We start from the raw sequence: 24,452 nt of genomic DNA, 5'->3' as shown, positions 1-24,452 counted from the left end.
AAGAGATTTCTCGCCGGATCCTGCTTCGCGAAAAGGCTTACTTCACCGGATGGGCTGCGAGCCAGCCCTGCATCTGCTTGATCTCGGCTTCCTGCGCGGCGATGACCCCCTCGGCCAGCTTGCGAATCTCCGGGTCCTTGCCGTTGGCAAGCTCTACCTTGGCCATGTCGATAGCGCCCTGATGGTGCGGGATCATGCCACGGACGAAATCGGCATCGGCATTGCCGGTATATTGCAACGCCATCATGTCGGCATGCATCTTGTCCATCGCCGCCTTGTAGCCTTCGCTCGAAGGGCCGGTCGCATCCGTCGACATGCCAGCCATGTCGTGTTTCATCTCTTCGCTCTGCGCCGGAACGCTTTCGAGGAAGACGGCAAGCAGCATTCCGGCAGCCATCAGCAAAAGGACGAGTTTTTTAGCCAAGGTCATTAATGGTCTCCTGTTGAGTGGTTTCGTATTTGGGGGCTTTGCTCAGAGTTTCAACGCCCGCAGCCGCAATGCGTTGGATATCACCGACACCGAGGACAGGCTCATCGCCGCCGCCGCCAGCATCGGCGACAAAAGCGTGCCGGTGAGCGGATAGAGCACACCTGCGGCGACGGGTACGCCGAGCACGTTGTAGAGGAAGGCGAAGAACAGGTTCTGGCGGATGTTGCGGATCGTCGCCTGCGCCAGGGTACGCGCCCGCACGATGCCGTTGAGGTCGCCCTTGACCAGCGTGATGCCAGCACTTTCGACGGCGACATCGGCGCCGGTGCCCATGGCGATGCCGACATCGGCGGCGGCAAGGGCGGGGGCGTCGTTGACGCCGTCGCCGGCCATGGCGACACCTTTGCTCCTGGCGCGCAATTCCTCGACGAGGGCTGCCTTCTGTTCCGGCAACAGGCCGGCGCGAACTTCGTCGATGCCGAGGCTCCTGGCGATCGCTTTTGCCGTGCGTTCATTGTCGCCGGTCGCCATGACGATCCTCAGGCCGCTGTCATGCAGCGCCCGGATCGCCTCGGCGGTGGTTGCCTTGACCGGATCGGCGACAGCGACGATGCCGGCCAGCTTGTCGCCGACGGCAACGAACATCACGGTCCTGCCTTCGGTCTGCAGCGTTTCGGACCTGGCGGAGACGGACGCGGTGTCGATGCCGAGATCGGTCATCATCGCCGCATTGCCGAGCGCGACCTTGTTTCCCGACAGGGTGCCGGAAACGCCCTTGCCGGTGACGGCCTCGAAGCCGCTGGCGTTGGCGATCTCCAGGCCGCGCGTACCGGCGCCTTCGACGATGGCTTCGGCGAGCGGATGCTCCGAGCCCTTTTCCAGGCCGGCAGCAAGGGCCAGCAATTCGTCTTCGGAAAAGCCATTTGCGGCAACGACATCGGTCAGTTTCGGCCGGCCTTCGGTCAGCGTGCCCGTCTTGTCGACGATCAGCGTGTCGACGGAGGCGAAGCGTTCGAGCGCGGCGGCTTCCTTGATCAGCACGCCGGCATGGGCACCCCGACCGGTGGCGGTCATGATCGACATCGGCGTGGCGAGGCCGAGCGCGCAGGGGCAAGCGATGATCAGCACCGACACCGCCGAGACGATGGCGAAGATCAGGCTGGGTTCGGGGCCAAGGACAGCCCAGCCGACGAAGGCCGCGATCGCGACCAGCACCACTGCCGGGACAAAGTAGAAGGAAACGCGATCGGCCAGCCCCTGGATAGGGGCGCGCGAGCGCTGCGCCCTGGCGACGAGTTCGACGATGCGCGCCAGCGTGGTCTCGGCGCCGATCCGCTCGGCGCGCAGGATCAGCGAGCCGTTTTTATTGAGCGTACCGGCGGTGAGGGTATCGCCTTCGACCTTTTCGACCGGCAACGGTTCGCCTGTGATCATCGATTCGTCGAGGGAGGAACGACCTTCCATCACGGTGCCGTCGACCGGCACGGCGTCACCGGGACGGATGCGCAGGCGATCACCCACCTTGACCGCATCGAGCGGCACGTCGCTTTCGGAACCGTCGGTACCGATCAGCCGCGCGGTCTTCGGCGCGAGATCAAGCAAAGCGCGGATTGCCGACCCGGTCTTTTCACGGGCCTGCAATTCCAGCACCTGGCCGAGGAAGACCAGCGCGACGATGACGGCGGCGGCCTCGAAATAGACCGGCACCGCGCCGCCATGGCCACGGAACTGATGTGGAAAAATGCCCGGGAACAGTGTGGCTGCGACGCTGTAGAGATAGGCCGCGCCGACGCCGAGCGAGATCAGCGTCCACATGTTGGGGCTGCGGATGACGAGCGAATCCCAGCCGCGATGGAAGAAGGGCAGCGCCGCCCACAATACGACGGGGCTGGCCAATGCCAGTTCCAGCCAGACCATCGTGCGTTCGTCGACAAATGCCTCGAACGTCAGGCCGAGCATCGGCGCCATGGCGATGAACAGCAACGGCAGCGAGAGCGCGGCACTGACCCAGAATCGCCTGGAGAAATCGACCAGCTCGAGATTTGGTCCTTCATCACCAGTGGGCACGCCCATCGGCTCCAGCGCCATGCCGCATTTCGGGCAGGAGCCGGGCTTATCGCGGATGATTTCGGGATGCATCGGACAGGTGTATTGCGTGCCCTTGGGCATCGGCTGCGGTGCAGCCTTGCCGCCGAGATATTTTTGCGGTTCCGCCTCGAATTTCGCCTTGCAGCCGGCCGAGCAGAAGTAGAAGTCCCGAGCTTGATGACGGACAGAGTGCTTGGCCGTCGCAGGGTCGACGGTCATGCCGCAGACAGGATCCCGCACCACGGCCGCCTCCCCGGCTGCAGCTTTCGCCGCGCAGCAGCCGTCATGCGCGTGATGATGATGTTCTGAATGCGTCATTCAAAATGCCTCGATGCCTCGTCTTGATGCGGAGGTAGTGCTTCCAGTAACTGGAAGGTCAAGGGCATAATTTTCTTTTTCCGTGTGTCGTCGCCGGCGCCGGGCCACCATCAAAGAAAGTCGGATGCGCGGCGGCTTCTTGTGCTATGGAGCCGCCGATTGACAATCCAAGCGCATCCGAATGCATCGATTCCATTTCCAATGAAGTGCCTGGTCATAAACCTCGACCGGTCCCAGGACCGGCTCGCGCATGTGACGTCGGAGTTTGCCCGTATCGACGTTGACTTCGAACGCGTCGCGGCGGTCGACGCCCAGGGCCGATCCGACCTCCCGCAAACACCGATGCGGCTCAATCCGCTGACACAGTTGCGTCTGACCAACACCGAGATCGCCTGTTTCCTCAGCCACAAGGCCTGCTGGGCAAGGATCGCCGATGGCGACGATGCCTATGGCGTGATTTTTGAAGACGATGTCATCTTTTCAGAAAATGCCGGCGCGATGCTTGCCGACGCCAGTTGGATCCCGGCTGATGCCGAGATCGTCAAGCTGGAGACGTTCTTCAAGAAGACCCGGCTGGCATGGCGGCGCTCTCCGGCCGGCCACGGCTTTTCCACGTCCAGACTGCACGGAGCTCACGTCGGCGCTGCCGGCTACATACTGTCGCGGCAGGCGGCGCGCGATCTCATCGACGGCACCGCGGAGCTCAGCAGTCCCGTCGACCAAGTCATTTTCAATCCAAGATTCGCCCCTTCCCCCGGCGCGGCGATCTATCAGCTGATTCCGGCGCTGTGCGCGCAGGAGCGCTTCTTGCGGACCGCCGCACTGCCGAGCCTGCTTCTTGAGGAACGTCGGGACCAGTGGCTTGCCGGCATCCAATCCGGATCGCGCACGACCAAGACGCTGCCGATGAGAATCGGGGCCGAGGCCAGGAAATTGCTGGGGAGGATCGTCGACTTCTGCCTCCTTAAGCAGAGAAACAGGTTCATAGCGTTCTATCGCCACGGCGAACGTGTCCGTCCTGCCCATACCCACAACCGCGAAAAGGCGCTATAGACGCCGCCGAAAAGGCGAGACCAACCGGACCCTATGGCGAAAATCTCCCTGAAGCTCGACGAACTGATCGACGGCGAAGCCTTGCGCCGCGAGATGACGGCGCTGACCGCGGCCACCGCCGGGGACGGCTCCGGACAGGCCGCGCGCAGTGGTGTGCTTCAGCTTCTCAAGGGGCGGTTGGCGGACGGACGCGCCATTGCCGAACGCATGCTGAGGGACGACGGCAGTGGGCGTGCCTGTGCGGCGCGGCTGTCGCATCTCATGGACGAGATCATCCGGGCGCTTTACGATTTCGCCGTCACGCATGTCTACCGGGTCAAGAATCCATCCTCGGCGGAGCGCATGGCCGTCGTCGCCGTCGGCGGCTATGGCCGCGGCACGCTGGCGCCTGGCTCCGACATCGACCTCCTGTTCCTGCTGCCCTACAAGCAGACGCCATGGGGCGAGCAGACGGTCGAGTACATGCTCTACATGCTGTGGGATCTGGGCTTGAAGGTTGGCCACGCCACCCGCAACATCGACGAATGCCTGCGCCTGTCGCGCACCGACGTCACCATCCGGACCTCGATCCTCGAGGCGCGGTTCCTGTGGGGCGAGCTCAAGCTCTATGACGAGCTGATGCTGCGCTTCGACCATGAGGTGGTGCGCACGACCGGCCCCGAATATGTCCAGGCCAAGCTTGCCGAACGCGACGATCGCCATGCCAAGGCCGGCGAAAGCCGCTATCTCGTCGAGCCCAACGTCAAGGACGGCAAGGGCGGCCTACGCGACCTGCAGACGCTGTTCTGGATCGGCAAGTACTTCTACCGCGTGCGCACCGGCGAGGAGCTGGTCGACAAGGGCGTCTTCACCGAGGGCGAATATCGCGAATTCCAGAAGGCCGAGGATTTCCTGTGGGCGGTGCGCTGCCACATGCATTTCCTCACCGGCAAGGCCGAAGAACGGCTGCATTTCGACATCCAGCGCGAGATCGCCGAGCGGCTCGGCTACACCAGCCATCCCGGCCTGTCGGCGGTCGAGCGCTTCATGAAGCACTATTTCCTCGTCGCAAAGGATGTCGGCGACCTGACCCGCATCTTCTGCGCCGCGCTCGAGGAAGAGCAGGCCAAGCACGTGCCGGGCTTCAACCGCATCTTCCTCACCTTCTCGCGGCGCAAGCGCAAGCTTGCCGGCACCTCGGACTTCATTGTCGACAACCACCGCATCAACATCGCCGACGACCAGGTGTTCGAGCGCGATCCGGTCAATCTTTTGAGATTGTTCTGGTTCGCCGACAAGCACGGTCTGGAGTTCCATCCCGATGCGCTGAAGCTGCTGACCCGCTCGCTCGGCCTGGTCAACAAGTCGCTGCGGCGAGACGAGGAGGCCAACCGGCTGTTCCTCGACATCCTGACCTCGGACCGCAATGCCGAACTCAATCTGCGGCGCATGAACGAGGCGGGGCTGCTCGGCAAGCTGATCCCGGATTTCGGCAAGATCGTCGCCATGATGCAGTTCTCGATGTACCACCACTATACGGTGGACGAGCACCTGATCCGCTGCATCGGCGTGCTGGCCGAGATCGAGCGCGGCGACGGCGAGAAGGTCCATCCCCTGTCGCACACGCTGATGCCGGGCCTGAAGAAGAGCCGCGAGGCGCTCTATGTCGCCGTGCTGCTGCACGACATCGCCAAAGGCAGGCCGGAGGATCATTCCGAGGCTGGGGCCAGGATCGCCCGGCGCATCTGCCCGCATATGGGGCTGTCACCAGCCGACACGGAAACCGTCGCCTGGCTGGTCGAGAACCACCTCGCGATGTCGATGACGGCGCAGACCCGCGACCTCAACGATCGCAAGACCATCGAGGATTTCGCCGCGATCGTGCAATCGGTCGAGCGGCTGAAGCTGCTTTTGATCCTCACCGTCTGTGACATCAGGGGCGTCGGACCCGGTGTCTGGAACGGCTGGAAAGGCCAGCTGCTGCGCACGCTATACTATGAGACCGAACTGCTTTTGACCGGCGGCTTTTCGGAAGTGTCGCGCGCGCAGCGGACGGCGGCGGCGCGCGAACGTCTGGCCGAGGCGCTCGCCAACTGGCCGGACAAGGCCCGCAAGCGCTATGTCGCCCTGCACTACGAGAACTACCTTTTGACCGTCGATCTCGCCGATCAGTTGCGCCATGCCGAATTCATCCGCGAAGCGGACGCTTCGGGCAACAAGCTCGCCACCATGGTCAAGACCCACCAGTTCGAGGCGGTGACCGAAATCACCGTGCTGGCGCAGGACCATCCCCGCCTGCTCTCGGTCATCGCCGGGGCCTGCGCCGGAGCTGGTGGCAACATCGTCGACGCGCAGATCTTCACCACGTCGGACGGCCGCGCCCTGGACACCATCCTGATCTCAAGGGAATTCGACCGCGACGAGGACGAGCGCCGGCGCGCCGAGCGCGTCGGCCGGCTGATCGAGGACGTGCTGTCGGGCAAGAGCTGGCTGCCGGAGATGATCGAGAAGCGGACCAAGCCGCGGCGTGGCGCCAAGGTGTTCAAGATCCCGCCGCGCGCCGAAATCCGTAACGCATTGTCGAACCGTTTTTCGGTCATCGAGGTCGAGGGCCTGGATCGGCCTGGCCTGCTGTCGGAGATCACCGGAACGCTATCCGACCTGTCGCTCGACATCGCATCGGCCCACATCACCACCTTCGGCGAGAAGGTCATCGACACCTTCTACGTCACCGACCTCACCGGCCAGAAGATCGACAACCCGGCCCGCATCGCCACCATCCGCAACCGGCTGATGGCGGCGCTTGAAGGCGTCGCGCCAGAGCGTGGCGGCAAGGCCAAGGCCGCCGCCGAGTGACAGCGACCATCACTTTGTCCCAATTCCGCAGGCAGTTCCCAAAAGCATGAGCCTCGTCAAGAAATTCGCAACGGTCGCTTCCGGCACGCTGATGAGCCGCGCGCTCGGCTTCGGGCGCGAGATGCTGATGGCGGCAGCGCTGGGCACCGGACCTGTCGCCGACGCCTTCAACGCCGCCTTCCAGTTTCCCAACACCTTTCGCCGGTTGTTCGCCGAGGGCGCCTTCAACGCCGCCTTCGTGCCGCTGTTCGCCAAGGAGATCGAGACGCACGGCACCGAAGGCGCCAAGCGCTTCTCGGAGGAGGTGTTCGGCGTCTTGTTCACGGCGCTGCTAGCGCTAACCATCGTCATGGAACTGTCGATGCCGCTGATCGTGCGCTACCTGGTGGCGCCGGGTTTTGCCGGCATACCGGGAAAATTCGACACCACGGTGACGTTGGCGACGATCATGTTCCCCTATCTGATCTGCATGTCGCTGGGCGCCATGATGGCGGGGATGCTGAATTCACTGCGCCGCTATTTCGCAGCGGCGGTGGCGCCGGTGTTCCTCAACATCATCCTGATCGGCGTGCTCGCCTATGCCTGGTACAAGGGCTCCGACGCCCTCGCCGTCGGCTACGGACTGTCCTGGGGCGTGCTGGCCGCCGGACTGGTGCAACTGGCGATCGTCTGGGTGGCGGTGCGCCATGCCGGCATCTCGATCGGCTTCCGGCGTCCGAAAATGACGCCCGCGGTCAAGCGGCTGCTGATCCTGGCGCTGCCGGCGGCGATCACCGGCGGCATCACCCAGATCAACCAGCTGATCGGCACGGCGATCGCCTCGGCGCAGAACAGCGCGGTGTCCTCGCTCGCCTATGCCGACCGCATCTACCAGTTGCCGCTCGGCGTGGTCGGCGTGGCGGTGGCGATCGTGCTGTTGCCCGAACTGTCGCGGGCGCTGAAGTCGGGCAACCTGATCGAGGCGGCCAATCTGCAGAACCGCTCGGTCGAGTTCACGCTGTTCCTCACCTTGCCGGCAGCCGCGGCACTGTGGGTAATGTCGGAGCCGATCGTGCGGCTGGTCTATGAGCGCGGCGCCTTTGCCGCCAACAACTCGACGCCGACGGTGGCGGCGATCCTGGCGATCTTCGGCCTCGGCCTGCCGGCCTTCGTGCTGATCAAGGCGTTCACCCCAGGCTATTTCGCCCGCGAGGACACCCGCACGCCGATGATGTTCGCCGCCATCTCGGTGGCGGTGAACGTCACCACGGCGCTGACACTGTTTCCGGAAATGGGCGCGCCCGGCATCGCCGTCGCCTCGGCCGTCGCCGGCTGGGTCAACGCGCTGATGCTGCTCGGCGTCTTGATCAGGCGTGGCCATTGGGGCCGCGACGTGCCGCTGATGAAACGCATTCCGCGGCTGGTGCTGTCGGCGATCGTGATGGGCACGGCACTTTACTTTGCCGAACACTGGTTCGCCATCAGGCTCGGCCGGGGTGCGCCGCTGGTCGTCAAGGCGACGACGCTTCTGGCGCTCGTCGCCGGCGGGGCGCTGCTCTACTTCATCACGGCCTTCGCCACCGGCGGCGCCGATTTCGGCATGATCCGGCGCAACGTCAAGCGTGGATCGGGGAAGGCGACGCCACCGGTGGCGAAGACCGACCCTGACGAATAGACCGGACAACTCGGCGGCAAAACCGGCCTTGATCGGATCGTCATGTTCGTCCATAAGCGCGCCGTCGCAAGACTTTCGCCGCGCGCGAAACGGCCCTCCACAAGCCAAGGGAACAACCATGACCGCCTTCAAGCCACTCGTCTTTTCCGGCGTCCAGCCGACCGGCAATCTGCATCTCGGCAATTATCTCGGCGCCATCAAGAAATTCGTCGCCCTGCAGGAAACCTCCGACTGCATCTATTGCGTCGTCGACCTGCATTCGCTGACCGCACAGCTCGTCTATGACGACCTCGCCGACCAGACGCGGTCGATAACCGCGGCGTTCCTGGCCTCGGGCATCGACCCGAAGAAGCACATCGTCTTCAACCAGTCGCGGGTCATGCAGCATGCAGAACTCGCCTGGATCTTCAATTGCGTGGCGCGCATCGGCTGGATGAACCGCATGACGCAGTTCAAGGACAAGGCCGGCAAGGACCGCGAGAACGCTTCGCTCGGCCTGCTTGCCTATCCGAGCCTGATGGCTGCCGACATTTTGCTCTATCGCGCCACCCACGTCCCGGTGGGCGAGGACCAGAAGCAGCACCTGGAGCTGACCCGCGACATCGCGCAGAAGTTCAACAACGACTTTTCGGATCGCATCGCGGCCCTTGGCGTCGGCGTCGAGATGCAGGTCGGCGAGGAGACCGTGAACGGCTATTTCCCGCTGACCGAGCCGGTGATCGGCGGGCCGGCGGCGCGCATCATGTCGCTGCGCGACGGCTCGAAGAAGATGTCGAAGTCGGATCCGTCGGACCTGTCGCGCATCAACCTGACCGACGATGCCGATGCGATCTCGAAGAAGATCCGCAAGGCCAAGACCGACCCGGAAGCGTTGCCGAGCGAGCTGGACGGGCTGGCCAGCCGGCCCGAGGCGGAAAACCTGGTCGGCATCTATGCGGGTCTCGCCGATATGTCGAAGGCAGACGTGCTGAAAGAGTTCGCCGGCCAGCAGTTTTCGGTGTTCAAGCCGGCGCTGGCCGACCTTGCGGTGGAGAAGCTGGCGCCGATCGCCAGCGAGATGCGCCGCATTTCCGACGATCGCGCCTATGTCGACGCGGTGCTGAGGGATGGCGGCGAGCGTGCCGGCGTGCTGGCCGAAGCGACGATGAAGACGGTGCGCGACATCATCGGGCTGCTGCAGAGCTGATCCCAACATCGGGTGCACTGCACCACACTGGCATAAGGCCGGCGGCTTGCCGCCGGTCTGCGGCAGTGGCAGATTGCGGCCGCAATGACACCGAGTAAGTAGACATGGTCTCCAAACGCCTCAGCCGCGAAGCCGGCCATCGCCGCAAGTTCCTGGCGATCATCGACGACACGCCGGAATGCGAGCGCGCCGTCGCCTACGCCTCGAAGCGGGCGCAGAGCACAAGCGGCACGCTGGTGCTGCTCTATGTCATCGAGCCGGACGATTTCCAGCACTGGCTGGGTGTCGAGAAGATCATGCGCGAGGAGGCAAATGCCACGGCGCGCGCCGCGCTTGACGGTTATGCCAACAAGGTACGCCAGAAGCTTGGCATCGAGCCGGAGATGGTGGTGCGCGAAGGCAAGCCGACCGAAGAGATCCACAAACTGATCGAGGAGGACCAGGACATCGCCATCCTGGTGCTGGCCGCCGGCGCCGGCAAGGAAGGTCCCGGACCGCTGGTCGGCGCCGTGGCCGGCAAGGGTGCCGCCTTCCCGATCCCGGTGACAGTGGTGCCGCAGAACCTGTCGGACGAGGAGATCGACAGCCTCGCCTGAGGTGTGCTGGTATTCGGGTGATGCCGGCCTGCAAACGGCCAGACCTGAATCGCACCTCAAAGCGCATCGCAAGTCGCAAAAACATTCCGCCAGCCAGCCGTTCTGGCGATGCGTTTCGCTTGAATGTCCAGCCAATAGAGCCTATTTAGAACTATTCCAAACTGGTTGCCCGAAACGGGCACGGAGACGGCCATGTTTATCCAGACCGAATCGACGCCAAATCCGGCGACGCTGAAATTCCTGCCCGGCAAGGAAGTGCTTCTGGAAGGCACCGCCGATTTCCGCGATGCCGACAGCGCAGCCACCGCGTCGCCGCTGGCTGGCCGGCTGTTCGAGATTCCCGGCGTTACCGGTGTTTTCTTCGGCTACGATTTCATCACCGTGACCAAGGACGGCCCCGACTGGCAGCATTTGAAGCCGGCGATTCTGGGCGCCATCATGGAGCATTTCATGTCCGGCGCGCCGGTCATGGCCAAGGCCGGCCCCGCCGCCGAGACCAGCCTGACGGGTGAGTTCTACGACAAGGCCGACGAGGAACTCGTCATCACCATCAAGGAACTGCTCGACACGCGGGTGCGTCCGGCGGTCGCCCAGGACGGCGGCGACATCACCTTCCGCGGCTTCGAGAACGGCACGGTGTTCCTGCACATGAAGGGCGCCTGCGCCGGCTGCCCGTCTTCGACGGCGACGCTGAAGCACGGTATCCAGAATCTTCTGCGCCACTTCGTGCCGGAAGTGCAGCAGGTCGAGCAGGTTTCCTGATCGCCCCGCTGGCTTCTTTGCCGGCAAACAGATTCAATCAAGCGCAAAAAACGGGCGCAAAAAACAAAAAACCGGGCCGAATTGCCCGGTTTTCTGTTTGGGACGTCCGTTGTTGCCTAGACGGTCCGCGCATGAATGGCGTCTGTATCTGACCATGATTTTGCCGAAAACCGGTACCGGTTTTCGGGATCATGGCCTAAAGAACTATGACCTTGGCGCCCACCGAAGTGCGGTCGTAAAGGTCAATAATGTCCTGGTTCATCAGGCGGATGCAGCCTGACGACATTGCCTTGCCAATCGAATTCCATTCCGGGCTGCCATGCAGGCGATAGCCCGAGTCACCGCCCTTGTTGAACAGGTACATGGCGCGGGCGCCAAGCGGGTTCTTCAGGCCCGGCTCCATGCCACCGGCAAACTTCGCCAGCTCCGGCTGGCGGCGGATCATCTGCGAAGGCGGCGTCCAGGTCGGCCATTCGCGCTTCAGCGCGATATGGGCGGTGCCGTGCCATTCGAAGCCCTCGCGGCCGACGCCGATGCCGTAGCGAATAGCCCGGCCGTCACCCTCGATAAAATAGAGGAACTTGTTCTGCGTATCGACGATGATGGTGCCCGGCCTTTCCAAGCTGTCGTAGTTCACCTCTTGCCGATGATACCTCATCGGCACCTTCTCGATCGGGACGCGCGGCAGCTGGTAACCGGCATCGGTCACCGCACCATAGTCGTTGGAGAAAATCTGCATGCCGATGCTGCTGCAACCGGCGATAGCAGTGGAAAGCGCCAATGCGGCGGCGATTGCAAACGACTTCATGCGCATAAGACGCCCCAACTCAGCGGCACGAGTCGGCCGCTTTCCTTGCATCATTCATGCTGGCATTTTCTTTGCTTGCCAAGCGCCCGATGCCTATATGCAGGGGCTTACATGCTGGTAGGCGCATTACTATGGCATTTCGGCAACAGGCCTCACAGGATTGTGAAGCAAAATCAATGGCCCCGTCCGTAAGCCCATTAAAAATCAAGGAAAATCGTCATGAATGTCGGTGACGCCGCCCACCATTCAGGCCTGCCGGCCAAAACCATCCGCTACTATGAAGAGATCGGCCTGATCGCCCCTGCGCGTGCCGCCAACGGCTACCGCGACTATTCCGGTGACGACATCCACCGGCTGGCCTTTCTGCGCCGCGCGCGCAACCTCGGCTTTTCCATCGACGACTGCCGCCAGTTGATGGCGCTCTACAAGGATCGGAGCCGCGCCAGCCACGACGTGCGCGAGATCGCCGCCGCCCATGTCAGGGCGATCGAGGAAAAGGTGCGCGAATTGCAGTCGATGCGTTCGACCCTGCAGACGCTGATCCACGCCTGCCACGGCGACGACCGGCCGGACTGCCCGATCCTGGATGACATGGCGGGGGCTGCGCTGCCCGGCGGCAAGGATGCTTCGACGGCCGCATAGGCGCTATGCGTCCAGCGGGAGCATCATTTGGAAACCAGTAGGATTTGCCGTAACATTAACCGGGGCTAATGCACATCTGCTTGGTCGGAAGGGACCTGAGTGGGGAAGTTCCTGGCAGGCCTGTTGGCCGCGACGCTGGTCGCGTCGGCAGGACGATGCTGGTCCAAGGACAAGTTGCCTTACAGGCCGATCTTCGAAGAAAAAGTGAGAATGGCCAGCGCCCTGCGGTATTCCGATATCCTGGGCCAGGAATGCATGCACGGGCGCCGGTATCCGCGGAACAAGATCAAGAACGGCTTCAAAAGGCACTACGAGGAAATGCGACTGCAGTTGGTCGCCGAAGGGTACACCATCGTGCCCGATGTGGCCGGGAACAACTCAGCCAGGGCGCTGTCCGAGATGGAATTCGACGCCAGGCGGCGGCTTGGGATCGCGCCCCAATTTGGCTGTTTTCGAGCATACTGGCTGGATGATTGAGCCTGCTCTCAATTGGCCCACAGAGTCCGGCTGTCAGTCGTCCGAGCGCGCCATGCTGGTACGGCGCGGCATGCAGCGGCTTTTGATGGATGGGCGGGTGGGCATCCCCAAGATAGCCCCAGCCGCGCCGGTCATCCGGCGTATCAAGTCGATTCGCGCGGACGATCTCTTTGTTTTTCGAGGAACTGATTGGCGTGTTCCGCCCAATCGTCCGCCGTGATCTTATGTTCCTGAACAGACTTTCCAAAGGCCTCGCGCAGAGCGTCAAGGTCGAAGGCCCACAGTTGTTCGCCTTCGTTGCTGTTCAATGTCGCGTCACCCGTCCCCATGGAAGCGACGATAAGCTCCACAAGTTCAGGCTTTCAAGGACCGATGCCTGACTTCTTTTGGGTGCATCCGGGTTAGATCACAAGATCGGCGTTCTCGCTCATTGGACGCCCCTAGCTTAGCGGTTGTGCTTCATACCAGCGGGCCAACCAATCCAGAACGCCCATCCAGATAAGCTACCGGACCGGTATCGGCATGGAAAGGAGGGCATTTCGCAAGGCTAGGGCTTACGGCCGCGCGGTGTCCTGTGACCTATGTGGACAGAGCGGTATAGACCCGAGTGATGAAGCCGTGGAATTGCATCATGTAGTCGCGCAGGAACTCCTCGGTCCCGGCGTCGGTGACCTCGCCTTCATCGGTGATCAGACCGGGTTTGAACTGGATGTAAGCCTCGATCGAGTTCATCTGCGGGGAGTTGCAGAAGCCAAGAACGCCGCGAAGGCTTTGCTGCGCCAGCGCGGTGCCGATCGAACCCGGCGAGGTGCCGATGACCGCCGACGGTTTTCGGGTGAACGAGTTATGGCCGTAGGGTCGGCTGGCCCAGTCGATCGCGTTCTTCAGCCCACCTGGGATTGAGCGGTTGTATTCGGGCGTGACGAACAACACGGCTTCGATCCCGGCGAGCGCTTCCTTGAATGCCTTTGCCGGCGGAGGGAAATCAGCGTCGTAGTCGTAGCTGTACAGCGGCAGATCCTTGAACGGGATTTCGGCCATCGAGAGTTCGGCTGGCGCCAAGTTCACGAGCGCCTTGGCCAGCTTCCGGTTGATTGAGCCCTTGGCGAGGCTGCCAATGAGATAACCGACTTTGTACGCGGTCATGGGAATACCTCCCCGGGAGAAAGCCAGTATGCGGCTGGCAGCGCAGTCCTGAAGGGTACACCCCTGGGCCGATCAATGCACGCGTATCGTGGGCAGCGACGGCCCTACGGCTGGGTAGCGCGTGTCTGGGACTTCAGTCTTAGTTGAGATATCGCTAATGTGCCTATAACTTGGGCAGTGCGGGGGACGATCCCAAAAGCCTGATCCCGCAGTGGCCGGTGCGGCCTACCCCAACACCAAGCACCCCGACCGTACCGGCCACTCCCATAGGGCCGGGCGAATTGGCTAGGCCGACGTTCATCGTCGCCCCCAACAAACAGGTTCAAACCGTGAACAAAATCTGACATGGTGCCGCCATGCCAATTATCTCGCCGATTCTGCAAAATCCGCTTGTCGACGGCCGCCAGTCTGAGCGCGCGATGCTGGTGCGGCGCGGCGTGCAGCGGCTTTTGATGGAAATGGGCGCGCATGTGCTGCCCGAACTGTCGCTGGCCACCGGCCGCCGTGCCGACCTCGTCGCGCTGACGCGGCAGGGCGACATCTGGATCATCGAGATCAAGTCCTCGGTCGAGGATTTCAGGGTCGACCGCAAATGGCCCGACTACCGGCTGCATTCCGACCGCTTCTTCTTCGCCACCCATCCCGGCGTGCCCTCGGAGATCTTTCCCGAGGAGTGCGGCTTCATCCTCTCCGACGGCTACGGCGCCGAAATCCTTCGCGATGCGCCGGAGCACCGCATGGCGGCGGCGACGCGCAAGGCGCTGATGCTGCGGATCGCGCGAGCCGGCGCCTCGCGGCTGCTGGCGGCTGAGCTTGCCGGCGTGTCGGTGCCGGCGCTGGAGGGGGAGAGCGAGTAGTTCGCAAAACCCAGGAAATGCGGGGGCCAGCCCTATTCTTCGCTCTCTTCCACCCCACTCGCCGCCGGCGCCATCAACAACACGGCGGCGCCGAGGAGGGCGGCGATGAAGGAGCCGGCGAGGATGCCGACCTTGACCGCGTCCTGGAGTGCCGCGTCGCTGGCGAAGGCGAGCAGGCCGATGAACAGGCTCATGGTGAAGCCGATGCCGCACAGCAGCGAGATGCCGATCAAGTGCGACCAGCCGGCATGCGCCGGCAGGTCGGCGAGGCCAAAGCGGATGGCAAGTGCCGAGGAGCCGAAGACGCCGACCAGCTTGCCGACGACGAGGCCGGCGGCGACACCGAGCGTCAACGGCTCGACCAGCGCGCCAAAGCTCAGGCCGGCGAGCGAAACGCCGGCATTGGCAAAGCCGAAGACCGGGATGACGACAAAGGGCACGATCCTGTGCAGGCCGTGCTCGAGCCGGTGCAGCGGCGAATGGTCGAGATCGTGGCCGATCCCGGCGGAGCGTTCGAGTGGAATGGTCAACGCCAGCGCCACGCCGGCAAGCGTGGCATGGACGCCCGATTTCAGCACCAGCACCCACAGGATGGCGCCGAGCACGAGATAGGGCAGCAGCGTCATCACCCGCATGCGGTTGAGCACGACGAGCACGGCAATGACGGCGAAGGCGGCACCAAGATAAGCTGACGACAGGCCGCTGCTGTAGAAGATGGCGATGATGATGACGGCGCCGAGATCATCGATGATGGCAAGCGCGGTGAGGAACACCTTCAGCGAGGCCGGCACACGGCTGCCGAGCAGCGACAGCACGCCGAGCGCGAAGGCGATGTCGGTGGCGGTCGGGATCGCCCAGCCGGAGAGGGCCGCCGCATTGTTGCGGTTGATCACAACGTAGACGAGTGCTGGAACCAACATGCCGCCGGCTGCGGCGATGCCGGGCAGGACGCGGCGCGGCCAGGTCGAGAGCTGTCCGTCCAGCACCTCGCGCTTGATCTCTAGGCCGACGAGCAGGAAGAACACCGCCATCAGCCCGTCATTGACCCAGTGCGAGACGCTGAGCGGGCCGAGATAGGCGTGGAGAGCGGAGAAATAGGTTTCGGAGAGCGGCGAGTTGGCAACGATCAGGGCCAGTGCGGCCGCCGCCATCAGGACGATGCCGCCGGCCGCCTCGCTATCGAGAAATTCGCGGAAGACGGAAACCGGCCGCTGCTTCAAATCCTGCATGTCGCCTCCGTCATGCCGCCCGCCAGGCATTGTTCGCGATGATGCTCAAACTGCAGTTGCCGGGCAAGCATCGAACTCTGTCTCAGCGTCTCAGAGACTGTTTCGAAATTCGTTCTGGTGAGTCATATGATGGTGGTTTCGAGAACCGTAGCGCAGCGGACATTGGTCCGTGAGCAACGGAAGCGCAGAAAACGCCATCAGACGGCCGCCAGAGCGGATTTCCAAACAGTCTCTCAGCGCGGCGCGCGCTTGGCCAATATCCGCTGCAAGGTGCGGCGATGCATGTTGAGCCGGCGCGCGGTCTCGGAGACATTGCGCTCGCACATTTCATAGACGCGCTGGATATGCTCCCAGCGCACACGATCGGCCGACATCGGGTTTTCCGGAGGCGCCGCACGCTCGCCGGCCGTGCGGGTGAGTGCGGCGAAGATGTCGTCGGCATCGGCCGGCTTGGAGAGGTAATCGACGGCGCCGAGCTTCACCGCCGTCACCGCGGTGGCGATGTTGCCGTAGCCGGTCAGGATGATGGTGCGGGAATCATCGCGCTTCTCGCGGATCGCGGCAACCACGTCGAGACCGTTGCCGTCGCCGAGCCGCATGTCGACCACGGCATAGGCCGGCGGGTTGGCGCGCGCCTTGCCGACCGCCTCCTCGACGCTCTCGGCCGTCTCGACCACAAAGCCCCTGGTTTCCATGGCGCGAGCCAGTCGGGTGAGGAACGGCTTGTCGTCATCGACGATGAGCAGCGAGGTGTCCTCGCCTTCAACCATTGCGCCAATATTTTCGTCGCCTGTCATGGTCTCAAAATTCCTGCTGCCTTAATTTTACGCAGATATAGTTCCTGAGCCTCATTGTCCAATTCTTCGAACCCTTGCAAGGCGCTCAGGCGGTGTCGAACATACTGGCCGAGGTGATTTCCGGATTGAGGAACACCCCGCGCGGCCACGATATCTGTACCACGGCGCCCTCGCCAAGGCCGCTCGAATTGCGGAAATCGAGCGTCGCGCCGGAGCGTTCGAGCAAAGTCTTGGCGATGAACAGGCCCAGCCCCAGGCCGCCGCCGGCTTCCGTGCCCTGGCGCGTCGACATATAGGGCTCGCCGATACGGTCGATGATCTCGGCCGGAAAGCCCGGCCCGTCATCGATGATCGAGAAGGCCACAGCGGTGTCGTCCCAGCTCCAGCTCACGGTGACGCTCTTGCGGGCGAAATCGACGGCGTTCTCGACCAGATTGCCGAGGCCGTAGATGACGCCCGGATTGCGGCGCCCGACCGGCTCGGGGCCGATGCGCTCGCCGGGGCGAAGCTTGATCGAGATGCCGAAGTCGCGATGCGGGGCGGTGACCTCCTCGACCAGCGAGGTCAAAGGCAACCGGGAAAGATGCGCCTCACCCTCGGACGACAGGCTGGTCAGGCGCTTGAGGATCTCGCGGCAGCGCTCGCTCTGCGAGCGCAGCAGCCTGACGTCTTCGCCGTATTTGGGATCGTTGCCGAGCGCCTTTTCCATCTCCTTGACGACAAGGGTGATGGTGGCGAGCGGCGTGCCAAGCTCGTGCGCGGCGGCCGCCGCCAGCCCGTCGAGCGCCGACAGGTGCTGCTCGCGCTGCAGCACCAGCTCGGTGGCGGCAAGCGCATTGGCCAGAAGCCGCGCTTCGGCGGCCACCCGGAAGGCGTATATGGCGGTGAAGGCGATCGAGGACAGCACCGCCATCCAGATGCCGGCGACATAGATGAACGGCATCTCCAACGGCGCGCCTTCATGCCAGGGCAGCGGCAGATGGACAAAGACCAGCAAGGTCGCCGCCGTCATCACCAGTCCGCCCAGAATGGCGGTCAGGCGCAGGGGCAGCGATGTCGCCGAAATGACGACGGGCACGGTCATCAGCAGCGAGAACGGGTTGGTGAGGCCGCCGGTCATGTAAAGCAGGCCGGCAAGCTGCAGGCTGTCGAAGATGAGGATGCCGAAGGCCGCGAGCGGGGTGAGGCGATGCGCGGCGGGAAAGCGAAAGGCGAGAAACAGGTTCATCCAGGCCGAACAGGCAATCAGGGCGAAGCAGAGGCTGACCGGCAGCGGAAACTTCAAGCCATAGGCGACGACGAGCACCGTCACGCTCTGACCGACGATGGCAAGCCAGCGCAGCCTGATCAGCGTGTTGAGGCGCAGTCTCTGGCTCTGCTGGAAATCGGGCGAACGAAAAACGTTGATCATGGTGATGGATTACAGCCGCTGGCCGGTGAACGCTAGTAGCGCTGCATCGGGGCATTCGCGGGTTGGAGGCCTTGTTGACCGCCGAGATTTCATGGTTCGTTTTTCAGTGGACCGTCATGAGGATTCGGGATTGGCCGAAGCTTCTCAACTTCGTCATCCACGGGCGGAGCGGGAGCGAAGCGGACGTGGAGACCCGAGGATCAATGCTGGAATCTTGCCAGAGGGCGTAGCGGGGCAGAATTCTGCACCGCGGCAGCGCTCGAACGTCGGGGCATGGATCCTCGGGTCTGCGCTGCGTCGCTACGCTCCTTGCTCCGCCCGTGGATGACGAAGCGAGGAGCGTTTGTGCCAATCGCCAAGGCATGCAGTCCGTCGCCGCACGCGATTCATCAAAAGTGCTGCGTCGGGGACCTACGTCCCGCGCGGCTTGGCGCGGGCCGTTGCGGCGGCGAGCAGCGGATTTTCCGGCCAGACATGCTTGGGATAGCGGCCGCGCATGTCGGCGCGCACATCGGCCCAGGAGCCGCGCCAGAAGCCGGGCAGGTCGCGCGTCGTCTGGATCGGCCGGTGCGCCGGCGACAGCAGTTCGAGCGTCAGCGGCACGGTGCCATTGGCGATGGCAGGATGGCGGTCGAGGCCGAACAGTTCCTGCACACGCACCGCCAGCACCGGCCATTCGCCGTCATAGCGGATCGGCACATGGCTGCCCGACGGAGCGTCGAAATGGGTTGGAGCCAGCGTGTCGATCCTGCGCTGCAAGTCGTGCGGCACGAGCGTGGCCAGCCCGGCCAAAACCACGCCCGGATCGATGGCGGCAAAGGATGCCGCGCCGGACAGGAACGGCAGCAGCCAGTCGTCTAGGCGTTCGATGAGGGCGGCATCCGCCATGTCAGGCCACGGCGCTCCGAGGCCGCGATGCAGCCAGGAGAGCCGTTGGCGCAGCGTTTGCGCCTCCTTGCCCCAGGTCAGCAGCGACAGCCCATGCTCGCGCAAGGCATCGAGGATGGCGCGATCGGCGTCGGCGCCGGTTGGCGGCGGCAGCATGCGCTCGGAAAGGGTGATGGCGCCAAGGCGCACGGTCTCGCGCACACGCACGGCGCGCTTGTCGCGGTCGAAGCTCGTTTGCCTGCCTGTTTCGATCCTGTCGGCAAGGGCAGCGCGGACATCGTCCTCGCCGATTGCCGCCGCTGCCGTGATGCGCGCATTCTGCGCCTTGCCTTGCAGGTCGGCAACAACGAGAAACGGCTCGCCGGCCAGCGGGTCGGCAGCGTCGAGCATGGCGCCGGAACCATTGGCCAGCACGAAACGGCCGCGCTCGCCGCGCGCCTTGGCAACGCGGTCGGGCCAGGCGTGGACGAGGAGGAGCCCGGCAGAAACCGTCCCGCCGTTCTTCGCGCCGCCGGCCTGTCTCGCCAGCCGTTCGGCAAGCTGGCGCGCGGCCGTTGCGCGCGGCGATCGCTCAGAGCGAAAGCGCATCAGCCGTCGCTCCAGATCGGCGCCGTCGCCGCCAAGCCCGCGTTCCGTCAGCAGCACGGCAAGCAAGGCCGCCTCGTCGGCATGGCCGCTCCTGGCTGCCTCGGCGACCATATGCGCGAGCCGCACCGGCAGCGCGAGCTTGCGCATCGCCATGCCCGCGTCCGTCAGGCGGCCGGCCTCGTCGACGGCATCGAGCGCGCGCAGCAGCAGCCTTGCCTCGTTGAGCGCCGGAGCGGGCGGCGGATCAAGGAAGGCCAGGCTCATGGGATCGGCGACGCCGAAAGCGGCGCAGTCGAGCAACAGGCCGGACAGATCGGCTTCGAGGATTTCCGGTGGCGTGAAGGCGGGGAGCGCCGCCGTCTGCTCAGCACGCCACAACCGCATGGCGACGCCCGGCTGCGTGCGCCCGGCACGGCCGGCGCGCTGGTCGGCGGACGCCTTGCTGACACGCACGGTTTCCAGCCGGGTGAGGCCGCTGGCCGGCTCGTAGCGTGGCAGCCGCGACAGGCCGGAATCGATGACGACGCGCACGCCGTCGATGGTGATGGAAGTCTCGGCGATGGAGGTGGCCAGCACCACCTTGCGGCGGCCGGCAGGGGCCGGCTTGATCGCCGCATCCTGCGCCTTGCCGTCGAGCATGCCGTAGAGCGGCACGATATCGGTGTCGGCGCCAACCTTGCCGGCCAGCCGCTCGGCGGTGCGTTCGATCTCGCGCTGGCCGGGCAGGAAGGCCAGCACACTGCCACTCTCGTCGGCAAGCGCGGAGCGGATCGCCTTGGCCATGGCGTCCTCGATGGCAACGCCTGCCGGACGCTCGTCATAGCGGATGTCGACGGGGAAGGCGCGGCCCTGGCTCTCGATCATCGGCGCGCCCGACAGCAGTGTCGCGACGCGCGCGCCGTCGAGCGTCGCCGACATCACCAGCACCCGCAGATCCGGCCGCAGCGCGCCCTGCACGTCGAGCGCAAGCGCCAGGCCGAAATCGCCATCGAGCGAGCGCTCGTGGAATTCGTCGAAGATCACCGCCGAGATGCCGGGCAGTTCGGGGTCGTCGAGGATCATGCGCGCCAGCACGCCTTCGGTGACGACCAATATCCTGGTCTTGGCCGAGGTGCGGTTCTCCATGCGCATGGCGTAGCCGACGGTGGCGCCAGGCTCCTCGCCGAACAATTCGGCCATGCGGCGGGCGGCGGCGCGGGCCGCGAGCCGGCGCGGTTCGAGCAGAACGATCTTGCCGGTCCCCAGCCAGGGCGCATCGAGCAGCGCCAGCGGCACCAGCGTCGTCTTACCGGCGCCAGGCGGCGCCACCAGCACGGCGCTGTTGCGTTCGGCCAGCGCTTCACTCAGCGCCGGCAGCACGGCGGATACGGGAAGCTCCGGCAAGGGTTTCGTGGTCATCGCGTCCGCATATCAGCGGTCGCGGTCGCCGTGCAACCGTGACAGGTTCAAAGCCGGGTGCGGGAAAACGGGTTCCAGCGCACAGTTCCGAGGCGCGCTTCCTCGCGCACCATGGTCAGCAGGCCGGAGCCGCCGACGACCGCGAGGCCGACCAGCGACAGCCAGTCGGGATATTCCTGGAAGAACAGCGCACCGAGGATCACCGCCCAGACGATCTGCGAATAATGCGTCGGTGCGATCCGGTTGGCAGGCGCATACTTGACCGCCAGCAACTGCAGCAACTGCCCGCAAGCGGTGAAAGCACCCGCCATCACCAGCCACACCAACTGCCGGCCGTCCGGAACGGTGAATGAGGTGGCGGCGGCCCCAACGCCATTGAACAACAGGCCGTAGCCGATCAGGACACCCAGCATGGTCGTGCGCTTTTCCTGCTGTGCCAGCGAGCGCATCAGGATGACGCTGGCGGCGGCGAGGAAGGCAACGCCGAAGGCGGCAAGGTGGCCGAGATTGAGCTCGCGAAACCCCGGTCGCACCACCAGCATGACGCCGGCAAAACCGGCGACCACCGCCAGCCATCGCCATGGACCGACCTTCTCCTTGAGCACGACGGTGGAGAGGATGGTGACGCAGAGCGGCGCCAGAAAGACCAGCGCATAGACTTCCGCCAGCGGAATGGTGGTGAAGGCGTAGACGCTGAGCACGCCGGACGCGATGCCCGCCCAGGCGCGCGCCTGCACCGCCCAGGGCCGGCTGGTGCGCCAGAAATCACGCCAGCGCTCGCCCGCCGGCCGCGTGAAGAAGAGAAAGAAGCCGGCAAACAGCGTCGTGAAAAATCCGATCTCGAAGACCGTGAACTGGCCGCCGAGGCTTTTGACAACGGCATCGCTGCCCGAATAGCTTGCATAGGCGATCAGGGCGAGCAGGATACCGTTCGTCACGTTTTTTGATTTCCGGGGAGAGAGTGGCTTGAAGATATTGGCGCTCGGTGCGCATCCGGACGACATCGAGATCTTCATGTTCGGTACGATGGCCGCCTATGCCGCGCAAGGCGCAGAACTCACTTTTGCCATAGCCACCGATGGGGCCAAGGGCGGCAAGGGCGATCCCGGCGCGCTTGCCCGGGCGCGGCGCAAGGAGGCGAGCCAAGCGGCAGACCTGCTTGGGGCCACGCCACGCTTTCTCGACTTCCCGGATGGCGCGCTGGTGGCCGACGCCGCACTGATCGCGACGCTGAAAGCGCTGATCGGCGAGGTCGGCCCGGACCTGGCGATCACCCATGCGCCGAACGACTATCACGGCGACCATCGCGCGCTGTCGGACGGCGTGCGCATCGCGGCTTCGTTCGCGGTGCCGGTGCTGCATGCCGACACGCTCGGCGGCACCGGTTTTTCGCCGACGCATTATGTCGATATTTCCGCGCATGCCGACGTCAAGGCCAAGGCGATCCGCATGCATCAGTCGCAGGATCCCGAGCGCTTCGTCGACGGCGCGCGAACGCAGAACCTATTTCGTTCAGGCCAGTGCAACGGCGCGCAGGGTTCACTGGCCGAAGCCTTCCGCTTCGAGCCTGTGTTTCCCTTCGCCGACATCCGCGCGCTGCTGCCGCTGGCACCGGCGATCCGGCCGGTCGTGGTGAGCACCAAACGGATCGACTGAGCGTCGAGACGACCTTCAGGTCTGGCTAGACTTGGCCTGCACGGCCTCGACCATCCGATCCGCGATCCATGTTTTCCCAACGTTTTCAGACATCGCCGCGAGTATGCTGCGGCGCAGCAACGAATTCGCTTGCGTTGTTTAGTAAAAATTGCATCACTAAACAAATTACTAAACATCTGCAGCGCTGCCGCGCCGCCATGTTTGGGCCCCTGAGGAGAGGGGTTTGGAGCTCTTGAAACCGTCATCCGGACGCGTTTCGCAAATGGGAGGAAGGCATGAAATCGAGCTTGAAAATGGCGTTGGGACTGGCCTCGGCGATTACAGCGTCGACAGCCGTCTCGAATGTCGCGCACGCTGAAGACCTGACGCTGTGCTGGGCCGCCTGGGACCCGGCGAACGCACTTGTCGAACTGTCCAAGGATTTTACCAAGGAAACCGGCATCGGCATGAAATTCGAGTTCGTGCCGTGGACCAACTATGCCGATCGTTTCCTCAACGAGTTGAACTCGCACGGCAAGCTGTGCGACCTGATCATCGGCGACAGCCAGTGGATCGGCGGCGCCGCCGAGAACGGCCACTACGTCAAGCTGAACGATTTCTTCGACAAGGAGAAGATCAGCATGGACGACTTCGTGCCGGCGACCGTCGTCGGCTATTCGGAATGGCCGAAGAACACGCCGAATTACTGGGCGCTGCCGGCCATGGGCGACGTCGTCGGCTGGACCTACCGCAAGGACTGGTTCTCCAAGCCGGAGCTGCAGAAGGAATTCAAGGAGAAGTACGGCTGGGATCTCGGCCCGCCCACCACCTTCGACCAGTTGAAGCAGATCGCCGAATTCTTCCAGAAGCGGCAGATCGACGGCAAGACCGTCTATGGCGCCTCGATCTACACCGAGCGCGGCTCGGAAGGCATCACCATGGGCGCCATGGACGTGCTCTACAGCTACGGCTTCCAGTACGAGAACCCGAAGAAGCCCTACGAAATGGAAGGCTTCGTGAATTCCGACAAGTCGGTGAAGGGGCTGGAGTTCTACAAGGCGCTCTATGATTGCTGCACCCCTCCGGGCGCCTCGAACAGCTATATGGGCGAAGGCGTCGATGCCTTCAAATCCGGCCAAGTGGCGATGCACATGAACTTCGCCTTCACATGGCCAGGCCTGCAGAAGGACGAGAATGTCGGCGGCGACAAGATCGGTTACTTCGTCAACCCCAAAGGGCCTGATGGCGACCAGTTCGCCCAGCTCGGCGGCCAGGGCATCTCCGTGGTGTCCTATTCCGACAAGCAGGAATCGGCACTGAAATACATCAAGTGGTTCGCCAACAAGGATGTGCAGGCCAAGTGGTGGTCGCTCGGCGGCTACTCCTGCCTAAACGCCGTGGTCAAGGATCCGAAGTTCCCGGCCAGCCAGCCCTATGCGCAGACCTTCCTCGACTCGATGGCCATCGTGAAGGATTTCTGGGCCGAGCCCAGCTATGCCCCTCTCCTGCAAGCGTCGCAGAAGCGCTTCCATGACTATGTTGTCGCCGGCCAGGGTTCGGCCAAGGATGCCCTCGACGGCCTAGTCAAGGACTGGACACAGGTCTTCCAGGACGACGGCAAGATGTAACCGGCTCCTCCCGAGCTAGGCCCAGG

21 protein-coding genes are annotated in these 24,452 nt (G+C 63.9%); 11 read left to right on the top strand and 10 right to left on the bottom strand.

Annotation, left to right across the window (positions count from 1 at the left end; genetic code table 11):
- Positions 1–37: 37 nt before the first annotated feature.
- Entirely contained in the window at positions 38–430 is a 393-nt protein-coding gene (copM, locus tag AC1DZU_RS03760) for a CopM family metallochaperone (RefSeq protein ID WP_477281838.1), read from the bottom strand.
- Between the two features lie 42 nt (positions 431–472).
- Complete coding sequence (locus AC1DZU_RS03755; RefSeq protein WP_477281836.1) at positions 473–2,836, bottom strand: heavy metal translocating P-type ATPase; 2,364 nt, start codon at positions 2,834–2,836, stop codon at positions 473–475.
- A gap of 84 nt (positions 2,837–2,920) precedes the next feature.
- Here AC1DZU_RS03755 and AC1DZU_RS03750 point away from each other — a divergent pair, with 84 nt between their 5' ends.
- From AC1DZU_RS03750 to AC1DZU_RS03725, 6 genes are all read left to right on the top strand, one after another.
- On the top strand, positions 2,921–3,889 hold the full coding sequence (locus tag AC1DZU_RS03750; RefSeq protein ID WP_477281834.1) for a glycosyltransferase family 25 protein: 969 nt from the start codon (positions 2,921–2,923) through the stop codon (positions 3,887–3,889).
- 33 nt (positions 3,890–3,922) lie between these two features.
- On the top strand, positions 3,923–6,724 hold the full coding sequence (locus AC1DZU_RS03745; RefSeq protein ID WP_477281832.1) for a [protein-PII] uridylyltransferase: 2,802 nt from the start codon (positions 3,923–3,925) through the stop codon (positions 6,722–6,724).
- A gap of 46 nt (positions 6,725–6,770) precedes the next feature.
- Entirely contained in the window at positions 6,771–8,378 is a 1,608-nt protein-coding gene (murJ, locus tag AC1DZU_RS03740) for a murein biosynthesis integral membrane protein MurJ (protein ID WP_477281830.1), read from the top strand.
- A 118-nt stretch (positions 8,379–8,496) separates the two neighbouring features.
- Positions 8,497–9,564, top strand: coding sequence for a tryptophan--tRNA ligase (trpS, locus tag AC1DZU_RS03735; protein ID WP_477225234.1), 1,068 nt, complete (start codon positions 8,497–8,499; stop codon positions 9,562–9,564).
- A gap of 104 nt (positions 9,565–9,668) precedes the next feature.
- The gene (locus AC1DZU_RS03730) at positions 9,669–10,160 is read left to right on the top strand and encodes a universal stress protein (protein WP_184877188.1); all 492 of its coding nucleotides are present in this window, start codon (positions 9,669–9,671) and stop codon (positions 10,158–10,160) included.
- A gap of 192 nt (positions 10,161–10,352) precedes the next feature.
- On the top strand, positions 10,353–10,922 hold the full coding sequence (locus AC1DZU_RS03725) for a NifU family protein (protein ID WP_477218388.1): 570 nt from the start codon (positions 10,353–10,355) through the stop codon (positions 10,920–10,922).
- Between the two features lie 196 nt (positions 10,923–11,118).
- On the opposite strand, the gene AC1DZU_RS03720 is transcribed toward AC1DZU_RS03725, so the two are convergent.
- A complete protein-coding gene (locus AC1DZU_RS03720; protein WP_477281826.1) occupies positions 11,119–11,736 on the bottom strand; it encodes a L,D-transpeptidase in 618 nt (205 codons plus the stop codon).
- A gap of 213 nt (positions 11,737–11,949) precedes the next feature.
- Here AC1DZU_RS03720 and cueR point away from each other — a divergent pair, with 213 nt between their 5' ends.
- Together cueR and AC1DZU_RS03710 are read left to right on the top strand one after the other, a co-directional pair.
- A complete protein-coding gene (cueR, locus tag AC1DZU_RS03715; RefSeq protein WP_477281824.1) occupies positions 11,950–12,372 on the top strand; it encodes a Cu(I)-responsive transcriptional regulator in 423 nt (140 codons plus the stop codon).
- 99 nt (positions 12,373–12,471) lie between these two features.
- Positions 12,472–12,849, top strand: a complete 378-nt coding sequence (locus AC1DZU_RS03710; protein ID WP_477281822.1) for a hypothetical protein — start codon at positions 12,472–12,474, stop codon at positions 12,847–12,849.
- Positions 12,850–12,992: 143 nt separating this feature from the next.
- Here AC1DZU_RS03710 and AC1DZU_RS03705 read toward each other — a convergent pair whose 3' ends face one another.
- Both AC1DZU_RS03705 and AC1DZU_RS03700 read right to left on the bottom strand, forming a co-directional pair.
- A complete protein-coding gene (locus tag AC1DZU_RS03705; protein WP_477281820.1) occupies positions 12,993–13,157 on the bottom strand; it encodes a hypothetical protein in 165 nt (54 codons plus the stop codon).
- A 271-nt stretch (positions 13,158–13,428) separates the two neighbouring features.
- Positions 13,429–13,995, bottom strand: coding sequence for an NADPH-dependent FMN reductase (locus AC1DZU_RS03700; RefSeq protein WP_477281818.1), 567 nt, complete (start codon positions 13,993–13,995; stop codon positions 13,429–13,431).
- Between the two features lie 356 nt (positions 13,996–14,351).
- Between AC1DZU_RS03700 and AC1DZU_RS03695 the strand changes: the two genes are divergently transcribed.
- Positions 14,352–14,852: an MmcB family DNA repair protein gene (locus tag AC1DZU_RS03695; RefSeq protein WP_477281816.1), complete on the top strand. Its 501-nt coding sequence runs from the start codon at positions 14,352–14,354 to the stop codon at positions 14,850–14,852.
- 32 nt (positions 14,853–14,884) lie between these two features.
- On the opposite strand, the gene nhaA is transcribed toward AC1DZU_RS03695, so the two are convergent.
- The 5 genes from nhaA to AC1DZU_RS03670 all read right to left on the bottom strand — a co-directional run bounded on the left by nhaA (position 14,885) and on the right by AC1DZU_RS03670 (position 22,101).
- Positions 14,885–16,081, bottom strand: a complete 1,197-nt coding sequence (gene nhaA, locus AC1DZU_RS03690; protein WP_477281814.1) for a Na+/H+ antiporter NhaA — start codon at positions 16,079–16,081, stop codon at positions 14,885–14,887.
- 233 nt (positions 16,082–16,314) lie between these two features.
- On the bottom strand, positions 16,315–16,878 hold the full coding sequence (locus tag AC1DZU_RS03685) for an ActR/PrrA/RegA family redox response regulator transcription factor (protein WP_095082767.1): 564 nt from the start codon (positions 16,876–16,878) through the stop codon (positions 16,315–16,317).
- Between the two features lie 85 nt (positions 16,879–16,963).
- On the bottom strand, positions 16,964–18,289 hold the full coding sequence (locus tag AC1DZU_RS03680) for an ActS/PrrB/RegB family redox-sensitive histidine kinase (protein WP_477281811.1): 1,326 nt from the start codon (positions 18,287–18,289) through the stop codon (positions 16,964–16,966).
- Between the two features lie 411 nt (positions 18,290–18,700).
- The gene (hrpB, locus tag AC1DZU_RS03675; RefSeq protein ID WP_477281809.1) at positions 18,701–21,163 is read right to left on the bottom strand and encodes an ATP-dependent helicase HrpB; all 2,463 of its coding nucleotides are present in this window, start codon (positions 21,161–21,163) and stop codon (positions 18,701–18,703) included.
- Between the two features lie 47 nt (positions 21,164–21,210).
- Positions 21,211–22,101, bottom strand: coding sequence for a DMT family transporter (locus AC1DZU_RS03670; RefSeq protein WP_477281807.1), 891 nt, complete (start codon positions 22,099–22,101; stop codon positions 21,211–21,213).
- A gap of 28 nt (positions 22,102–22,129) precedes the next feature.
- Between AC1DZU_RS03670 and AC1DZU_RS03665 the strand changes: the two genes are divergently transcribed.
- Complete coding sequence (locus AC1DZU_RS03665; RefSeq protein ID WP_477281805.1) at positions 22,130–22,819, top strand: PIG-L deacetylase family protein; 690 nt, start codon at positions 22,130–22,132, stop codon at positions 22,817–22,819.
- Positions 22,820–23,094: 275 nt separating this feature from the next.
- Positions 23,095–24,426, top strand: coding sequence for an ABC transporter substrate-binding protein (locus AC1DZU_RS03660; RefSeq protein ID WP_477281803.1), 1,332 nt, complete (start codon positions 23,095–23,097; stop codon positions 24,424–24,426).
- Positions 24,427–24,452: the final 26 nt, after the last annotated feature.

It is taken from the genome of Mesorhizobium sp. P2_A12 (genome assembly GCF_056405075.1).
Note: the sequence above shows the minus strand (reverse complement) of the source record. Positions and strands in the feature narration are given on the sequence as shown.

What these genes read in the sequence shown, in the direction of transcription:
- AC1DZU_RS03755 (WP_477281836.1), bottom strand. Translation starts at nt 2,836, where the DNA reads ATGACGCATTCAGAACATCATCATCACGCGCATGACGGCTGCTGCGCG.
- cueR (WP_477281824.1), top strand. Translation starts at nt 11,950, where the DNA reads ATGAATGTCGGTGACGCCGCCCACCATTCAGGCCTGCCGGCCAAAACC.
- AC1DZU_RS03745 (WP_477281832.1), top strand. Translation starts at nt 3,923, where the DNA reads ATGGCGAAAATCTCCCTGAAGCTCGACGAACTGATCGACGGCGAAGCC.
- hrpB (WP_477281809.1), bottom strand. Translation starts at nt 21,163, where the DNA reads ATGACCACGAAACCCTTGCCGGAGCTTCCCGTATCCGCCGTGCTGCCG.
- copM (WP_477281838.1), bottom strand. Translation starts at nt 430, where the DNA reads ATGACCTTGGCTAAAAAACTCGTCCTTTTGCTGATGGCTGCCGGAATG.
- murJ (WP_477281830.1), top strand. Translation starts at nt 6,771, where the DNA reads ATGAGCCTCGTCAAGAAATTCGCAACGGTCGCTTCCGGCACGCTGATG.
- AC1DZU_RS03695 (WP_477281816.1), top strand. Translation starts at nt 14,352, where the DNA reads ATGCCAATTATCTCGCCGATTCTGCAAAATCCGCTTGTCGACGGCCGC.
- AC1DZU_RS03680 (WP_477281811.1), bottom strand. Translation starts at nt 18,289, where the DNA reads ATGATCAACGTTTTTCGTTCGCCCGATTTCCAGCAGAGCCAGAGACTG.
- trpS (WP_477225234.1), top strand. Translation starts at nt 8,497, where the DNA reads ATGACCGCCTTCAAGCCACTCGTCTTTTCCGGCGTCCAGCCGACCGGC.
- AC1DZU_RS03685 (WP_095082767.1), bottom strand. Translation starts at nt 16,878, where the DNA reads ATGACAGGCGACGAAAATATTGGCGCAATGGTTGAAGGCGAGGACACC.
- AC1DZU_RS03720 (WP_477281826.1), bottom strand. Translation starts at nt 11,736, where the DNA reads ATGCGCATGAAGTCGTTTGCAATCGCCGCCGCATTGGCGCTTTCCACT.
- AC1DZU_RS03730 (WP_184877188.1), top strand. Translation starts at nt 9,669, where the DNA reads ATGGTCTCCAAACGCCTCAGCCGCGAAGCCGGCCATCGCCGCAAGTTC.
- nhaA (WP_477281814.1), bottom strand. Translation starts at nt 16,081, where the DNA reads ATGCAGGATTTGAAGCAGCGGCCGGTTTCCGTCTTCCGCGAATTTCTC.
- AC1DZU_RS03725 (WP_477218388.1), top strand. Translation starts at nt 10,353, where the DNA reads ATGTTTATCCAGACCGAATCGACGCCAAATCCGGCGACGCTGAAATTC.
- AC1DZU_RS03700 (WP_477281818.1), bottom strand. Translation starts at nt 13,995, where the DNA reads ATGACCGCGTACAAAGTCGGTTATCTCATTGGCAGCCTCGCCAAGGGC.
- AC1DZU_RS03660 (WP_477281803.1), top strand. Translation starts at nt 23,095, where the DNA reads ATGAAATCGAGCTTGAAAATGGCGTTGGGACTGGCCTCGGCGATTACA.